The following is a 14,586-nucleotide window of genomic DNA, read 5'->3' on the forward strand; positions in this document are numbered from 1 at the left end:
AAATACCAGATTACGCCAGACGGACATGTCGTACGTGACCGGGGCTCGCCCGTCGTGGTGTCCGGTGGCGTCATCTTCACTGGGCTACGATGCCACCTGTGGACGCGGTTTTCGCGCGCTTTTCCGGGTCAACGATAGGGGCGGTAGTTGTCGCGCCGGCTGGTCAACATAACCCTGGACAATCTTGAAGATCTTCCGCGCCGCTGTCGTCGGTGCGTGTTCTGGGAGCTCGACCCCGTCAGCGGGGATCGTGCGGTGGAGTCGGGCGACCCGGGGCTGGAGAAGGAAGCCTGGATCTCCGGCACGCTGCTCGAATGGGGGAGCTGCGGGAAGATCGCCTATGTCGACGGGGTGCCCGCGGGGTTCGTGCTCTACAGCCCGCCGCTCTACACCCCACGTTCCGTGGCCTTTCCCACCTCGCCGGTCAGCGCCGACGCGGTGCTGTTGATGACGGCGCACATCATTCCCGAGTTCTCCGGCGGCGGGCTGGGGCGGATGCTCATCCAGGGAGTGGCCAAAGACCTGACACGCCGCGGGGTGAAAGCCATCGAGGCATTCGGGGATTTGAAGTGGGAAGAGCCTAGTTGCGTGGTTCCGGCGGAATACTTGCTTTCTGTGGGTTTTAAGACGGTTCGCCCGCATTTGAGGTTCCCGCGGCTTCGGCTGGAACTCAAGAGCGCCGTCTCGTGGCGTGAGGACGTCGAGGTGGCCTTGGAGCGGCTCCTTGGCTCCATGAGCCCGGAACGCGCGCTACGTCCCGTCTGACGGCTTCTCAGGGCTGTCCAGGCGAGAAGCGTCCGGGACAGGCCAACGCCCCGACGGTCCCGAGGGCCCCGACGGCTCCGCGCATGCGAAGCCGACGCCCCGACCGCTCCGCGCATGCGAAAGCCCCCCGCAGACCGCGAGGGGCTTTCGAAGCGCACCGTCAGGGGTGACCTAGATGATGCCCTCGAGCTCGCGCAGCAGCATGGCCTTCGGCTTGGCGCCGATGATCTGCTTCACGACCTCGCCACCCTTGTAGACGTTCATCGTCGGAATCTGGAGCACGCCGTACTGGCGCGGGATCTCCGGGTTCTCGTCGATGTTCAGCTTGACGATCTCCAGCTTGTCGCCGTGCTCCTTGGCGATCTCCTGGAGGATGGGCGCGACCTGACGGCACGGACCGCACCATTCGGCCCAGAAATCGACCAGCACGGGCTTGTCGCTCTTGAGAACCTCGGCCTCGAAATTGGCGTCGGTGACAGCCTTCACGGTGCGCTCCTTACTTCTCGTTGTTGGCCAGCCAGCGCTCGGAATCGAGCGAGGCCGCACAGCCGGTGCCGGCCGCGGTGATGGCCTGGCGGTAGGTGTGGTCGACGACGTCACCGGCGGCGAACACGCCGTCGATGTTGGTCGCCGTGGTCGGGGAGGCCACCTTGACGTAGCCGTCGTCGTCGAGGTCGATCTGGCCCTTGACCAGGTCGGTACGGGGGTCGTGACCGATCGCCAGGAACAGCGCGTCGGTCGCCAGCTCGCACTCCTCGCCGCTCTTGACGTTGCGCAGCTTCACGGCCTCGACCCTGCTGTCACCCAGGACGTCGACGACCTCGGAGTCCCAGATGAAGCGGATCTTGTCGTTCGCCAGGGCCCGCTCCTGCATGATCTTGCTGGCCCGCAGCGAGTCGCGGCGGTGCACCACCGTCACCATGCGGCCGAACCTGGTCAGGAACGTGGCCTCCTCCATCGCGGTGTCGCCGCCGCCGACGACCACGATGTCCTTGTTGCGGAAGAAGAACCCGTCACAGGTGGCACACCAGGACACGCCGCGGCCGGACAGCCGCTTCTCGTTCTCCAGGCCGAGCTCGCGGTAACCGGAGCCCATCGCCAGGATGACCGACTTGGCGTAGTAGGTGTCGGTGTAGGTCTTGACGACCTTGGGGTTGGCCTCGAGGTCGACCTCGATCACGTCGTCGGCCACCAGCTCGGCGCCGAACCGCTCGGCCTGCTTGCGCAGGTTGTCCATGAGGTCGGGGCCCATGATGCCGTCGGGGAACCCCGGAAAGTTCTCCACGTCGGTGGTGTTCATGAGCGCGCCACCGGCGGTGACGGAGCCCTCGAAGACCAGCGGCTTCAATTCGGCGCGTGCGGAGTAGACGGCCGCCGTGTAGCCGGCTGGTCCGGATCCAATAATGATCACGTTACGAACGTCGCTCAACGCTCCCACGCCTTCCTTGTCATCTGTTGCCACCGGCGTCAACAGATCCTAGGCCGCCGTGATTCCCGCCCTACCCAACAACGCTCAACGCAAGGCCCTGGACAACCGAAAGAGCCCGCCGAAGCGGGCTCCAAGGCTTGCGACTACCAGAGGCCCAGCGAGGGCCGGCGCAGGTTCTTGCAGTTGAACGGGTCGACGATGTCGATGCGCACCTTCTTGGCGGTCCGGTGCTTCCACGAGGTCACGATGAGGGCTTCCTGGCCGTTGTACTGGCCCTGGTCGACCGCGAAGACGTCGAGGTTGCTCCGGTCGGAGATCGTGCTGACGCACTTGGCGACCTGGTCGGCGTCTTCGGAGTCGCCCTTCAGGGCGGGAGCCGGGCCGAGGAACTTGCCCAGCCGCATCCGCAGCTCGCTGTCGCTGTAGTTGTGGCCGCTGTCGGTCAGCGCGTACGCCCTGGCCGTCTGCCTGTCCTTCTCCCGCTCCGCGGGAGCCGACTGGGACGGCTGGGCCACCGGTGGCGGCGCCACACTGCCACCGCTGTCACCGCCACTGGCCATCAGCAGGCTGGTGGAGGCCACGGCCGTGCCGACCACGACGGCCGCCGCGGCCGCCGCGACCGCGGGCATCGCCCAGCGGCGTCGCCGCGCGGTCCTGCTCCTGGCCGGGACGATGGTGCCATCGTCGGAGACGACGCCCAGGCGTACCGGCTCGGGGGCCTCCGCGAAGGCAGGCGCCTCGATCGGCCGCTCCCACGGCGCGTCCCGCATGAGCTCATCCCAGTCCGGTGTTTCCGCGAGGCCGACACCTCCTCCGCGCCTTGTCTCCGCCTCGGCGGCCAGGGCCTTGTCGATGCGCAGTGCGACACCCATCGGCATGGCCGGTGTAGGGGTCGCCGCGAGCACCTCGCGAACCGCCGCCAGGTCCGCCAGCAACTCCCCGCAGGGGTCGCAGACCGCGAGATGCTCGCGGACCTGGCGTGCCGTGCCGACGTCTAGGAGACCCTCGGCCAGCTCGGCCAGGGTTTCCAGATCGTAGTGCGTATCACCCGTCACGAAGTTCTGCTCCCTTCGCGGATGAGACGCGATTGAGGTCCGTTCGGTTCCGCAGATGCGAAAGAATTGGGGCAAGTTTCGCGCGCCCTCGCGCACACCGGCTCTTCACGGTGCCACTGGGCACCTGAAGCACCTGAGCTGCGTCTTCGACCGAATAGCCCATCATGTCGACCAGCACCAGCGCCGCTCGCTGGTCGTTGGGCAACATCTTGAGAGCGGCCGAAACCTCCATCGACACCTCGCGCTCGACCGTCTGGTCGGGCAGCGGGGTCTCGCGCTCGGCGGCCTCGATGAGCTCGTCGTCGGCCACCGGCCGGACCGACTTGCGGCGCATCCTGTCGAGGCAGGCGTTGACCACGATGCGATGCAGCCAGGTGGTGACGGCCGCTTCGCCGCGAAACGTGGCGGCCTTGCGATATGCGGAAACGAAGGCGTCCTGCACGGCGTCGGCGGCCTCGTCGGGGTCACCGAGCGTGCGCAGGGCGACCGCCCACATGCGGTCGCGGTGCCTTTTGACGATTTCGCTGAAGGCGTGTGGATCCCCGTTGATATGCGCGGTCAGCAGCTCGGCGTCTGTGACCGCCGGCCGCTCCGCTGCTGAGGGTGTCTCGGGTGGGGAGTTCACAAGAGAGATTCCTGATTATGCAGTTCCGGGAGAGTGCACCACTACCTCATAGATGGTGCCATGAAAAGTGCCCGCATCCATCGGAACACGCGTAAACCAGATCAAAACGTACTGCCCGGTGACCGGCTGTTCGGGCGCGAGAGTGGTTTTACCTGCGGCGTTCTTCTTGGTCACCACGGTCTTCAGCGAGTTGAGTTCGGGGGAGTCGCCCACCTTCAGCTCGACGTTCGCGCCCGACGCCTCCGACAGCGTAGCCACCACGTCGCTGATCTGCACGGACTTGCCCATGTCGAGCAGCAGGCCCACGCCGTCTTTGAGTCTGCCCAGGTCAGTGCTGGTATAGGTCTCGGTCTTCCACAACGTGCTGGGCTTGCCGTCGATGGCCAGCTTGGCGATGTTGGACTTCTCGTCGCCGCCGCCGAGCGGATCGAAGCCGCTGGCCTTGTCGGGCTTGACCGTCTGGACCTCCGCGGAGGCCGAGGCCGAGGAGGTGGGGCTGGCGCTGGCCGTCTGGGAGGCGGTCGGGCTGCCGAGGCTGCGGCCGATCGTCCAGGCGCCGACGCCGACGGCGGCGATGACGAGCAGCACCACGAGCGTCATCAGCACCCGGTTGAGCGTGCTGCCGCCGCCGGAGTTCGAGGGGCGCCGCGGCACGGGCGGCAGCGGCGGCGGGGTGTGCTGCTGGCGGTGCGCGATGTCCAGGCCCTCGGTGTGCGAGGCGGAGGCCACCGCGGGCGTCGAGGGGTAGGTGATCGGAATCGGCATGGGCCTGGCCACGTCGGCCAGCGCCTCGGCGACCGCGGCCGGGCTCGTCAGCGCGCCCTGGCCCCTGCGGGACTCCGGCAGGCACGCCCGCACGGTGACCGTGTCGAGGTAGCTGGGCACGCCGGCGGTGACCTGACGGGGCGAGCAGAAGTGGCCGTCGATCATGGGGGCCGCGGGCAGGCCGCCCTCTTCCTCGTCGCCCGGCCAGTGACCGGTCAGCCCGGCGTAGAGCAGCCGGCCCAGCCCTTCGGCGTCGTCGAGGGCGGGCTGGTCGGTGGTCAGCCCGTACATCGCCGCGTCGACGGCCACGCCGAGCACCTTGACCGTGCTGCCGGACGTCCACACCAGATGGGACGGCTGCAGGCACAGGTGGTAGAGCTGCGCCTCGTGGGCGTGCGCGAGGGCCTCGGCGGCCTCGGCCACCAGGCCGGCCGCGCGGTCGGGCTCCAGCGGCCCCGAGGCCAGCAGATCGGTCAGCGACTCGCCGGTGACCCACTCACTGACGACGTAGGAGGCCTTGTCGTCCTCGGCGGCGTCGAAGACCTGCGTCAGGCGCGGGTCGGTCAGCCGGCTCGCCGCGCGGGCGGCCGTGACCACCTCGTGGATCCGGGGGAAGCTCGCGTCGAAGGTGTGGACGGCCACGGGGCGGGCGAGGATCTCGTCGATGGCCTTCCACAACGTGGCGCCCTCGGACTCGCTGACGCGGTCTTCGAGCCGGAAGCGCTCGGCCAGACGGGTGCCGGGCTCGACGGCCGACGTGCTGCTCACTGGCTCACTCCGCTAGGCCGATCGGACGTGCTCATGACTCGACTCACCTGCGTGGGGGTGTCCCACGAAGGCACGCTATGCCGGGTGGATCCGCCCACGCCCCTCCTGCTTCCATTCGCGCGTGTCGGGCTCCATGGTAGTGCCGAGCCGATTCCACCCGCGTTCTTTACCGACCTACCCGCCTCGCGACCATCCCAACGATCGAGTTGACCTCCGGGATGCGCATTCTGTGGGCCACGCCGAGATACAACAACATGCCCAGCCCGCCACCGACGGCGAGAACGATCAGCGAGTTCAGGAACCCTAGCCCCCCGAACACCCCGGTGACCACCCAGACCGCGGCCAGGGCGAGCACGGCTGTGGGCATGGCCGCCAGATACATCCTGGTCAACGCCATGCCGACGGCCCATCCGCCCAATCCTCGCGCCCGCCGGCCGGCCAGCCACCAGGCCAGGACCGCGCCCAGCCCGTACGCGATCGCGTACGCCAGCGCCAGCCCCATCACCGCGTAACGAGCCGGCAGCAGCGTGAAGAAAACGACCATGAACAGCGCGTTGACCGCCGTCGTGCCCGCGCCGATGAACACCGGCGTACGCGTGTCGCCGAAACTGTAGAAGACCCGCAGCAGGAGCTGGAACACCGCGAACGGCACCAGCGCCAGCCCGTAGACCTGCAGCACGTTGCCGATGTAGACGGCGTCGGCGACGCTGTTGGCGCCGTGGCCGTAGATGGGCACGGTGATCGCCGGCCCGAGCACCATGAGCAGCAACGACACCGGTACCATCAGCGAGCAGACGAGCCGCACACTCGACCCGAACTCGGAGCGCACGTCGTCCATCCGCCCGTCGGAGACGGCCCGGCTCATCCGGGGCAGCATGGCGGTGATCACCGAGACGCCGATGACGCCGTACGGAAGCTGGAAAAGCTGGAACGCCAGCGTGTACGCGCTGATGCCGTGCCCCTCGACCACGTTGCTCGCCGAGCTGGCCAGGTTGGTCGTCAGCATGAAGCCGAGCTGGGTGACCACCACGTAGCCGATCGTCCAGGAGCCGGCCTTGGTCATCTCGCCCAGGCGGGCGTTGCGCACGTCGAAGCGGGGCACGAAGCTGAACCCGACCCGCCGCAGCGCCACGATCAGCACCGCCGCCTGGGCCACGATGCCGGCCGTGGTGCCGAGGCCGAGCAGTGCCAGGTCGCCGGTGGTGACCGCCTGGATCTCGTCGCCGGAGCCGACCACGACGTAGAGCAGGAACACGCAGATGACGACGAGGTTGTTGAGCACGGGGGCCCACATGGGGGCGCCGTAGCGGTCGCGGGTGTTGAGGATGGCCCCGGCCACCGCGCCCACGCCGAAGAAGGCGAGCTGCGGCAGGATGAAGCGGGCCAGCATGACCGCGACCTCATATTTCGTGCTGCCCGCGTCCCAGTCGGTGTAGAGGTCGATCAGCAGCGGCGCGGCCAGCGTGCCGGCGGCCGCCACCACGATCAGTACGACGGTGGTGATCGTCAGCAGCCGCTGCTCGTAGGCGCGGCCGCCGTCGGGGTCGTGCTGCTGGGCCCGGACGATCATCGGCACGATGACGCTGCTCAGCACGCCCAGGAGCAGCAGGTCGAGAATGCTGTAGGGGATCGCGTAGGCCGCGTTGTAGGAGTCGCCCAGCGCGCTCGTGCCGATGGCGTAGGCGAGGACCATCGTCCGCACGAAGCCCGTGACCCTGGACACCATCGTGCCCGCCGCCATGATGGCGCTGGCCCGCATCATGCGGCTCATACGGTCTCACTTTCCCGGGATTTGGCGGCGCGTGCGAGCTTCCGCTCCGACCTGCGCCGCAGCACCCGCAGCACCACGGCGGCCAGCATCACGGTCAGGGCCGCGCCCACGATCACGAGGGCGATCCCGGTGTAGCCGGTGGTGCGGATCGTCAGCCGCTGCGGCTTGCCGTACGGCCGGCCGTCGGAGGTCTTGAGCTGTACGGTCACCGTCGCGTCGCCGCTCACGTCGGGGGCGGCGTTCATCGGCACCCGGACCGTGCCGATCTGCTTGCCGCCGATCTTCAGCGGCTCATCCTGACGGTAGGTGACCTGCAGCAGCTCGGGGTTGTTCGACTTGACGTCGATGTAGAGCGCGATGGGCGTGCTCAGCGAGTTTTTCACGCTGATGGGCACCACGCCGTTGCTGCCCGCCAGCGTACGGGGCCGGTCGGGGCCGGAACCGGTGATCAGGATCTCGTTGGTCCTGGCCGAGACGGCCTCGCCGACCGTCTTCGTCACCGAGCGCCCCGCGCGGGTGCCGTTGCGCCAGCCGGAGGAGGTCAGCCGCAGCACCGCGGCGTCGAAGCTCGACTCCGTCCGCCCGGTGATCAGGGCGGTCAGTTGCGCCTCCGACCAGGCGTTCTTGACCGGTTCGAGGTATTTGCCGCTCAGTTCCTCTTTGCGGTCCTGCTCGGTGTAGGTCAGACCCGCCCGCGGTACCGACGCCTTGCTCGGCTTGATCGACTCCAGCGGGGTGAGGCGCAGCCACGGCAGCCGGTTGGCGGCCTTCAGCAGCGCGGCGACGAGCGTCGGGTTGGGGTCCCATCGCCGCGAGGGCGCGATGACCAGCGACCTCGGCAGGATCTGTCCGGGCTCGGCGGAGATCATCGCGGTCTCGGCGATGAAGCGCTGCGTGCTGAGCAGCGTCGAAGTGCCGGCCTGCGGCTCGAACAACCGGCTCAGCTCGGCGTCGGCGGTCAGCGCGGTGACCGGCCCGTTGACCGAGTCGAGCGTCGAGGCGGCGTCGGGCGTGGCCGTGGCGGGCGTCTGCGGCGGCAGGTTGGTGGAGTTGAGCAGGACCCGGTCGACCTTGCTGACCGAGAGCAGGTCGAGCGCGTCGGCGTCGAGCACGCCGGCGGCCGGCCAGTAGACGTTCGTCTTCGCGTTGCGGCTGATCAGCGACCTGGCCGTCTGCCCGCCCAGATCGATCGCCCGCCTGGTCTGGGAGTCCAGCCCCTGGTGCGCGAGCGCGGCCACGTCGGGATCCGCGTAGGGCGTCGCGACCACCGGGGCGGAGGCCAGCGCGGTGCGCATGTTCGTCAGCCACTGGCCGGCCTCGGCGCTGGCCGGTTTGACCTGCTTGTCGTCCTTGACCTGGACCGTGTACTTGCCCGCGGACATCTTCTGCAGGTCTTCGAGCAGCGACGGCTCCATCACCCAGGTGACGCTGCTGGGCGCGGACTGCGCGAGGTTGGCGAGGTCGGCCAGCCGGCCCTTGCCGGTGAGCGCCTGGCTCAGCTTGTCGTCGACGAACGTGTCGTCGGTCGCCCGGTGCGGCTGGTCGATGACGGGCAGCGCGACGGCCAGCTTGTTGACCGGCCGCTTCGGCACCGTGGGCGGCGCGTACGTCAGGTAGGTGCGCTGCGTGAACAGCGAGATGGCGTTGTTGGGCGCCACCTCGACCGCGACCGGATAGACCCCGAACGTGCGATAACCGAGCTGCGGGGGCGTCGCGATGAACTCCCAGCGCACCGAGGAGCCGGCGGGCACGGACGGAATGATCATCGACGACTTCGACGAGACGTTGCGCGGGAGCGTCGCCTGGTTCTGGTCGGCCTGGTAGGCGGCCATGGTGACGCGGTCGGTGAACGGCTGGGCGTCGTAGCGCAGCCGGATGTAGACGTTGGACAGCGGCGTGCCCGTGTCGTTGCGGACCGTCCCGCTGAACTTGATCTGGTCGGTCACGCTCTTCGGCACGTCGGGCGTGATCGAGGAGATCGACAGGGAGACGCTCTGCCGGCCCGTCACGGCGGCGGCCGCACCCTGCTTCGCGGCAGCCGGGCTCGGCGCCGCCGCCACCAGTGGGGCGAGCAGCGCGGCGGACAGCGCGGCGAGCAGCGTGGCCTTACGGATCACGCGAATGCCCGGGCTGGACTACGACGACGCACGCCCGCAATGGTACGGGCTCAGTGCCGTCGCGCGACCGCCGCACGAGATCCTTCCGGGCGTGATCCACGTAGGTCCACCATCTTGCCTGGCAGGAGAGTCAGCAGGTCGAGAGCACGTAGGGAGAGGGCCGTGTGGCGTTCGCCGGTGGCCGTGAAGATCGGTTCAGGACCGGAGAACACGCGGTCGTCGATGTACATCGTCAGCGAGTCGGGCAGCAGCAGCGGGCACACCAGCCCGTCGGCGTAGTCGGTGGTCGAGTTGACCACGTGCGCGGGCGCGGGGCGTACCTGGCGCGCGCCGATCACCCCGCCGATCGTTCCTGGTCGCGGTGGGGCGGAGACGGGGGAGGTGACGGCGATGACAGCCTCACGGCCGACCCTGGTCGTGACCTCGAGCACGGTGACCATGAGGCACCGGTCAGGCGCCGCGGAGACCGTCTCGGGCAGCTCTTCCGCGCATGTCATGGGACGCGGAAGGCGTACGATCTCATGATGGACCTGGTGTGCGAGGAGCCAGCGGTGGAGCGCGAGGGCGTCCTTCATATAGTCCTCCTTGCCTCGTTCCATGGCCCCCGACGGTCTCTTGACCGACGGTAACCCGGACCTGGTGTGGCTCGGGGGATATGTTCGGCAACCAGCATCCACTCAGGCGACCAGCATCCACGTAGTGCGACGACCATCCACTCAGCGCGACCAGCGTCCAGCCAGAAGGACCGACCCAGCTTGTCCGACTCAACTCTGACCGAAAGCCAGCAGCGGGCCATGAACGACCTGTTCCGCAAGATCGCTCCGGTGGCCGACGAGCTCGGCCGCCTGTTCGCCGCGCAGGGCCACGAGCTGGCCCTCGTCGGCGGTCCCGTGCGCGACCTCCTGCTCGGCCGCGTCGGCAACGACCTCGACCTGACCACCGACGCCCACCCCGAGCGGGTGCTCGCCATCGTCAGAGACTGGGCCGACTCCGTGTGGACGATCGGCATCGACTTCGGCACGGTCGGGCTGCGCAAGGGCAGCTGGCTGATCGAGATCACGACGTACCGGAGCGAGTCCTACGACCCCAAGTCGCGCAAACCTGAGGTCATGTACGGCGAGACGCTCGAAGCCGACCTGGAGCGGCGCGACTTCGCGGTCAACGCGATGGCGGTCCGCCTGCCCGGCCACGAGTTCGTGGACCCGTACGGCGGCATGAGCGACCTGAAGGCCAGGCTGCTGCGCACGCCGGGCACCCCCGAGCAGTCCTTCGACGACGACCCGCTGCGCATGCTGCGGGCGGCCAGGTTCGCCTCGCAGCTCGGGTTCGCCGTGGACGCGCGGGCGCTGGCGGCGATGACCGCGATGGCCGACCGCATCGAGATCGTCTCGGCCGAGCGGATCCGCGACGAGCTCGACAAGCTCATCTGCGGCGCCGGCCCGCGCGAGGGGCTGCGGCTGCTGGTCGAGACGGGCCTGGCCGGGCATGTGCTGCCCGAGCTGCCCAAGCTGCGGCTGGAGATCGACGAGCACCACCGGCACAAGGACGTCTACGAGCACACGCTGACCGTGCTCGACCAGGCCATCGCGCAGGAGGAGGACGGCAAGCCCGACCGGATCCTGCGCTGGGCGGCGCTGCTGCACGACATCGGCAAGCCGAAGACGCGCCGCCACGAGGCCGGCGGGCGGGTGTCGTTCCACCACCACGAGGTGGTCGGCGCCCAGATGACCAAGAAGCGCATGACGGAGCTGAAGTTCCCCAAGGACGTGGTGGCCGACGTCTCGCAGCTGGTGGAGCTGCACCTGCGCTTCCACGGCTACGGCACGGGGGAGTGGACCGACAGCGCGGTGCGCCGCTACGTGCGCGACGCCGGGCACCTGCTCGACCGCCTGCACAAGCTGACCAGGGCCGACTGCACCACGCGCAACAAGCGCAAGGCGGCGGCGCTGTCGCGGACCTACGACCAGTTGGAGGAGCGCATCGCCAGGCTCGCCGAGGAGGAAGAGCTGGCCAAGATCCGTCCCGAGCTCGACGGCAACGAGATCCAGCGCGTGCTCGGGGTCGGGCCAGGGCCGGTGGTGGGGCAGGCGTACAAGTTCCTGCTGGAGCTCAGGCTCGACAAGGGCGTGATCGGCAAGGACGCGGCGACCGCGGCGCTGCTGGAGTGGGCGCGGTCAAACGACCTTGGCGCGTGACGACGCGGTGATCATCCGGTAGGCGAGCGCCGCCACGGGGTAGCCGACCGCGATGATCACGACCGCGAGGTAGGACTTGCCGTTCGCGGGCAGGATGGCCGCCGACAGGGCCGCGGCGAGCACGTACATGCCGTTGAAGAGCATGTCGTAGATCGAGAACGCCCGGCCCAGATAGATGTCCTGAACGTCGCGCTGGACGGTGGTGTCGGCGCAGATCTTGACGCTCTGCCCGGCCACGCCCAGCACGAACCCGGCCGCCGGCAGCCCCCACTCCTGGAACGGCAGCACCAGCGCCCCCGTCAGCACGCCGGCCGTGGACAGCGCGATCGGCACCCACCGCTCGACCGTGAACCGCTCGGTCGCGTAGGGGGTGATGATCACCGCGAGGCCGAAGCCGACGGCGGAGGTGGCCACCACCAGGCCGATCCCCTCCAGCGCGGCCTCGGAGTCGCCGTTGGTGAAGTAGTAGCGGTAGAGGATGATGCCGAGCGCCGTCGCCATGCCGTAGAAGAAGCGGTGGGCGGCCATCGCGCCCATGGTGGCGGCGGCCATGCGGTGGTGCACCAGATGTCTGGCGCCGTCGGCCAGGCCGGTGACGACGTTGCGCAGGGCCTGGCGCGCCTGCGGCCTGTCGGGGTCGGGCCACGGGCCGAGCAACTGCCGGTCTATCGTCCGCGCGACCAGCGCGCTCAGCCCGAACACCACGCCGGAGGTGACGAGGAGCAGCGCGACGCCGCCGTCGTCGGCGCCGTAGATGTGGCGCAGCAGATATCCCAGGCCGACGCCCACGAACGTCACCAGGGTCCCCGACGTGGGCGTGACCGCGTTGGCCGCCATCAGCCGCTCGGTGGGCACCACGTGCGGCAGAGAGGCGCTGAGCGAGGCCAGGAAGAACCGGTTGACCCCCAGCACGGCGAGCGCCGCCGCGTAGAACGCCGGATCGGGCACGTCGGCGGCGACCAGCCCCGCGGCCACCAGCAGCAGCACGCCGCGCACCATGGGCGCCACCACGAGGATCTGCCGCCGCGACCAGCGGTCGATGAACACCCCGACGAAGGGCCCGAGCAGGCTGTACGGCAACAGCAGCACGGCCAGGCCGGCGGCGACTTCGAGGGCGGTCGTCTGCTTCTCGGGGCTGAAGAAGGCGAATCCGGCCACCCCGAACTGGAAGATCCCATCGGAGAACTGGGAGACCAGCCGGGTGCCGAACAGCCGCTGGAAGTCCCGCCCGCGCAAGACCACTCGGAGGTCGGCGACAAAAGACACGCCGCCAGCCTAGCCCCGCGTCCGTCCTCTAGGATGCGTCAGAGGTTGGCGCAGCAGGTGGGCAACCGGGTTCCGAGCGGTCATCGTCATCTCGTACGCTTCATAGCGTGACCACTGAGGAACACGTTGTGCTGGTCGACGACGACGGCCGCGCGCTCGGCACCGCACCGAAGACGCTGGTGCACGGCCGTGAGACCCCTCTACATCTGGCGTTCTCCAGCTACGTCTTCGATCAAGAAGGCCGCGTGCTGCTCACCAAACGGGCAGACCACAAGATCACCTGGCCCGGGGTGTGGACCAACAGTTGTTGTGGCCACCCGCTGCCGGAGGAGCCGCTCGACCGGGCGGTCGTGCGGCGGCTCTCCTACGAGCTCGGGCTCACGGCGGAGAGCGTCGACCTCATGCTCCCCACCTTCGCCTACCGCGCCGTCATGGCCAACGGGATCGTCGAGCACGAGCTCTGCCCGGTCTACCGGGTCATGGTCGACTCACCCGTCGCGCCCAACCCCGACGAGGTGGGGGAGACGTGCTGGATGCCGTGGAAAGAGTTCGCCGAGGGCGCCCAGAACGGGCTGCTGGCGATCTCGCCGTGGTGCAGGGAGCAGGTGCCCCTGCTGACGGAGCTCGGCTGCGACCCGCTGACCTGGCAGCCGGCCGCCTTCTCCGACCTGCCCCCGGCGGCGCGTCTGTAGGACCCGCCGGGAGCCGGTCGGCGGCTCAGCGCTCGACCTCAGCGCTCGATCTCAGCGCTCGACCTCGCCGCGGATGAACTTCTCGACGTAGTCGCGCGCCTCGTCGTCGGAATACTGCTCCGGCGGCGACTTCATGAAGTACGACGACGCCGACAGGATCGGCCCCCCGATGCCCCGGTCGAGAGCGATCTTGGCGGCCCGCACCGCGTCGATGATGATGCCCGCCGAGTTGGGAGAGTCCCAAACCTCGAGCTTGTACTCGAGGTTCAGCGGAGTGTCACCGAACGAGCGCCCCTCCAGCCGCACGTAGGCCCACTTGCGGTCGTCCAGCCACGGCACGTGGTCCGACGGGCCGATGTGCACGTCGGCCTTGCCCATCTCGTGCGGGATCTGCGAGGTCACCGACTGCGTCTTCGAGATCTTCTTCGACTGGAGCCTCTTGCGCTCCAGCATGTTCATGAAGTCCATGTTGCCGCCGAAGTTGAGCTGGTACGTGCGCAGCAGCTCCACCCCGCGGTCCTCGAACAACTTGGCCAGCACCCGGTGCGTGATCGTGGCACCGACCTGCGACTTGATGTCGTCACCGACGATCGGGACCCCGGCCTCGGTGAACTTCTCGGCCCACTCGGGGTCGGAGGCGATGAAGACCGGCAGCGCGTTCACGAAGGCGACCTTGGCGTCCAGCGCGCACTGCGCGTAGAAGCGGTCGGCCTCCTCGGAACCCACGGGCAGGTACGACACCAGGACGTCGACCTGGTTGTCACGGAGCACCTGGACCACATCGACGGGCGCCTCGTCGGACTCCTCGATGATCTCACTGTAGAACTCGCCCAGCCCGTCGAAGGTGTGGCCACGCTGGACCGTCACCCCCGTCGGGGGCACGTCGCAGATCTTGATGGTGTTGTTCTCACTGGCGACGATCGCCTCGGACAGATCGCGGCCGACCTTCTTGGCGTCCACGTCGAAGGCCGCGGCGAACTCGACGTCGCCGACGTGGTATTCGCCGAACTTCACGTGCATCAGGCCAGGCACCCGTGTGTCCGGGTCGGCGTCCTTGTAATAGTGGACGCCCTGAACCAGCGACGACGCGCAGTTGCCGACACCGACAATGGCCACGCGAACCGAACCCATCGCACTC

Annotated in this window: 13 protein-coding genes; 3 read left to right on the forward strand and 10 right to left on the reverse strand. The window is 68.7% G+C overall.

From position 1 onward, the window contains the following. Nucleotides 1-216 precede the first annotated feature (216 nt). Complete coding sequence (locus tag C4V41_RS18430; RefSeq protein ID WP_235030207.1) at nucleotides 217-765, forward strand: GNAT family N-acetyltransferase; 549 nt, start codon at nucleotides 217-219, stop codon at nucleotides 763-765. Between the two features lie 171 nt (nucleotides 766-936). On the opposite strand, the gene trxA is transcribed toward C4V41_RS18430, so the two are convergent. The 8 genes from trxA to C4V41_RS18470 form a co-directional block, all read right to left on the reverse strand. Then, nucleotides 937-1,251 (reverse strand): thioredoxin, encoded by a 315-nt coding sequence (gene trxA, locus C4V41_RS18435; RefSeq protein WP_103957097.1) that lies wholly within the window; start codon nucleotides 1,249-1,251, stop codon nucleotides 937-939. 10 nt (nucleotides 1,252-1,261) lie between these two features. Continuing rightward, complete coding sequence (gene trxB, locus C4V41_RS18440; protein WP_103957098.1) at nucleotides 1,262-2,194, reverse strand: thioredoxin-disulfide reductase; 933 nt, start codon at nucleotides 2,192-2,194, stop codon at nucleotides 1,262-1,264. A gap of 143 nt (nucleotides 2,195-2,337) precedes the next feature. Continuing rightward, the gene (locus tag C4V41_RS18445; protein WP_103957099.1) at nucleotides 2,338-3,249 is read right to left on the reverse strand and encodes an anti-sigma factor family protein; all 912 of its coding nucleotides are present in this window, start codon (nucleotides 3,247-3,249) and stop codon (nucleotides 2,338-2,340) included. After that, nucleotides 3,239-3,874, reverse strand: a complete 636-nt coding sequence (sigM, locus tag C4V41_RS18450) for an RNA polymerase sigma factor SigM (RefSeq protein ID WP_103957100.1) — start codon at nucleotides 3,872-3,874, stop codon at nucleotides 3,239-3,241. The genes C4V41_RS18445 and sigM overlap by 11 nt, the downstream gene beginning before the upstream one ends. A 15-nt stretch (nucleotides 3,875-3,889) precedes the next feature. Next, nucleotides 3,890-5,407, reverse strand: a complete 1,518-nt coding sequence (locus C4V41_RS18455) for a protein kinase family protein (protein WP_103957101.1) — start codon at nucleotides 5,405-5,407, stop codon at nucleotides 3,890-3,892. 166 nt (nucleotides 5,408-5,573) lie between these two features. Continuing rightward, nucleotides 5,574-7,178, reverse strand: a complete 1,605-nt coding sequence (gene murJ, locus C4V41_RS18460; RefSeq protein WP_235030208.1) for a murein biosynthesis integral membrane protein MurJ — start codon at nucleotides 7,176-7,178, stop codon at nucleotides 5,574-5,576. Continuing rightward, the gene (locus tag C4V41_RS18465; protein WP_103957103.1) at nucleotides 7,175-9,295 is read right to left on the reverse strand and encodes a DUF6049 family protein; all 2,121 of its coding nucleotides are present in this window, start codon (nucleotides 9,293-9,295) and stop codon (nucleotides 7,175-7,177) included. Before C4V41_RS18465 ends, murJ begins: the two co-directional genes overlap by 4 nt. Before the next feature lie 50 nt (nucleotides 9,296-9,345). Next, nucleotides 9,346-9,870 carry an aminoacyl-tRNA deacylase gene (locus C4V41_RS18470; protein ID WP_103957104.1) on the reverse strand — a complete coding sequence of 175 codons (525 nt, stop codon included), beginning with the start codon at nucleotides 9,868-9,870 and terminating at the stop codon, nucleotides 9,346-9,348. Between the two features lie 219 nt (nucleotides 9,871-10,089). Between C4V41_RS18470 and C4V41_RS18475 the strand changes: the two genes are divergently transcribed. Next, on the forward strand, nucleotides 10,090-11,490 hold the full coding sequence (locus C4V41_RS18475; protein WP_103957105.1) for a CCA tRNA nucleotidyltransferase: 1,401 nt from the start codon (nucleotides 10,090-10,092) through the stop codon (nucleotides 11,488-11,490). On the opposite strand, the gene C4V41_RS18480 is transcribed toward C4V41_RS18475, so the two are convergent. Continuing rightward, nucleotides 11,470-12,756 carry an MFS transporter gene (locus C4V41_RS18480; protein ID WP_103957106.1) on the reverse strand — a complete coding sequence of 429 codons (1,287 nt, stop codon included), beginning with the start codon at nucleotides 12,754-12,756 and terminating at the stop codon, nucleotides 11,470-11,472. The genes C4V41_RS18475 and C4V41_RS18480 overlap by 21 nt on opposite strands. Nucleotides 12,757-12,863: 107 nt before the next feature. Between C4V41_RS18480 and idi the strand changes: the two genes are divergently transcribed. Continuing rightward, nucleotides 12,864-13,448: an isopentenyl-diphosphate Delta-isomerase gene (gene idi / locus C4V41_RS18485; protein WP_103957107.1), complete on the forward strand. Its 585-nt coding sequence runs from the start codon at nucleotides 12,864-12,866 to the stop codon at nucleotides 13,446-13,448. 51 nt (nucleotides 13,449-13,499) lie between these two features. Here idi and C4V41_RS18490 read toward each other — a convergent pair whose 3' ends face one another. Continuing rightward, nucleotides 13,500-14,579, reverse strand: a complete 1,080-nt coding sequence (locus tag C4V41_RS18490; RefSeq protein WP_103957108.1) for an inositol-3-phosphate synthase — start codon at nucleotides 14,577-14,579, stop codon at nucleotides 13,500-13,502. Nucleotides 14,580-14,586: the final 7 nt, after the last annotated feature.

The organism is Nonomuraea solani (genome assembly GCF_900108335.1).
GTDB classification, from domain to species: Bacteria; Actinomycetota; Actinomycetes; order Streptosporangiales; family Streptosporangiaceae; genus Nonomuraea; species Nonomuraea solani.

Coding starts and splice junctions, on each gene's coding strand:
- C4V41_RS18475 (WP_103957105.1), top strand. CDS start 10,090: ATGAACGACCTGTTCCGCAAGATCGCTCCGGTGGCCGACGAGCTCGGC.
- C4V41_RS18490 (WP_103957108.1), bottom strand. CDS start 14,579: ATGGGTTCGGTTCGCGTGGCCATTGTCGGTGTCGGCAACTGCGCGTCG.
- C4V41_RS18470 (WP_103957104.1), bottom strand. CDS start 9,870: ATGAAGGACGCCCTCGCGCTCCACCGCTGGCTCCTCGCACACCAGGTC.
- murJ (WP_235030208.1), bottom strand. CDS start 7,178: ATGAGCCGCATGATGCGGGCCAGCGCCATCATGGCGGCGGGCACGATG.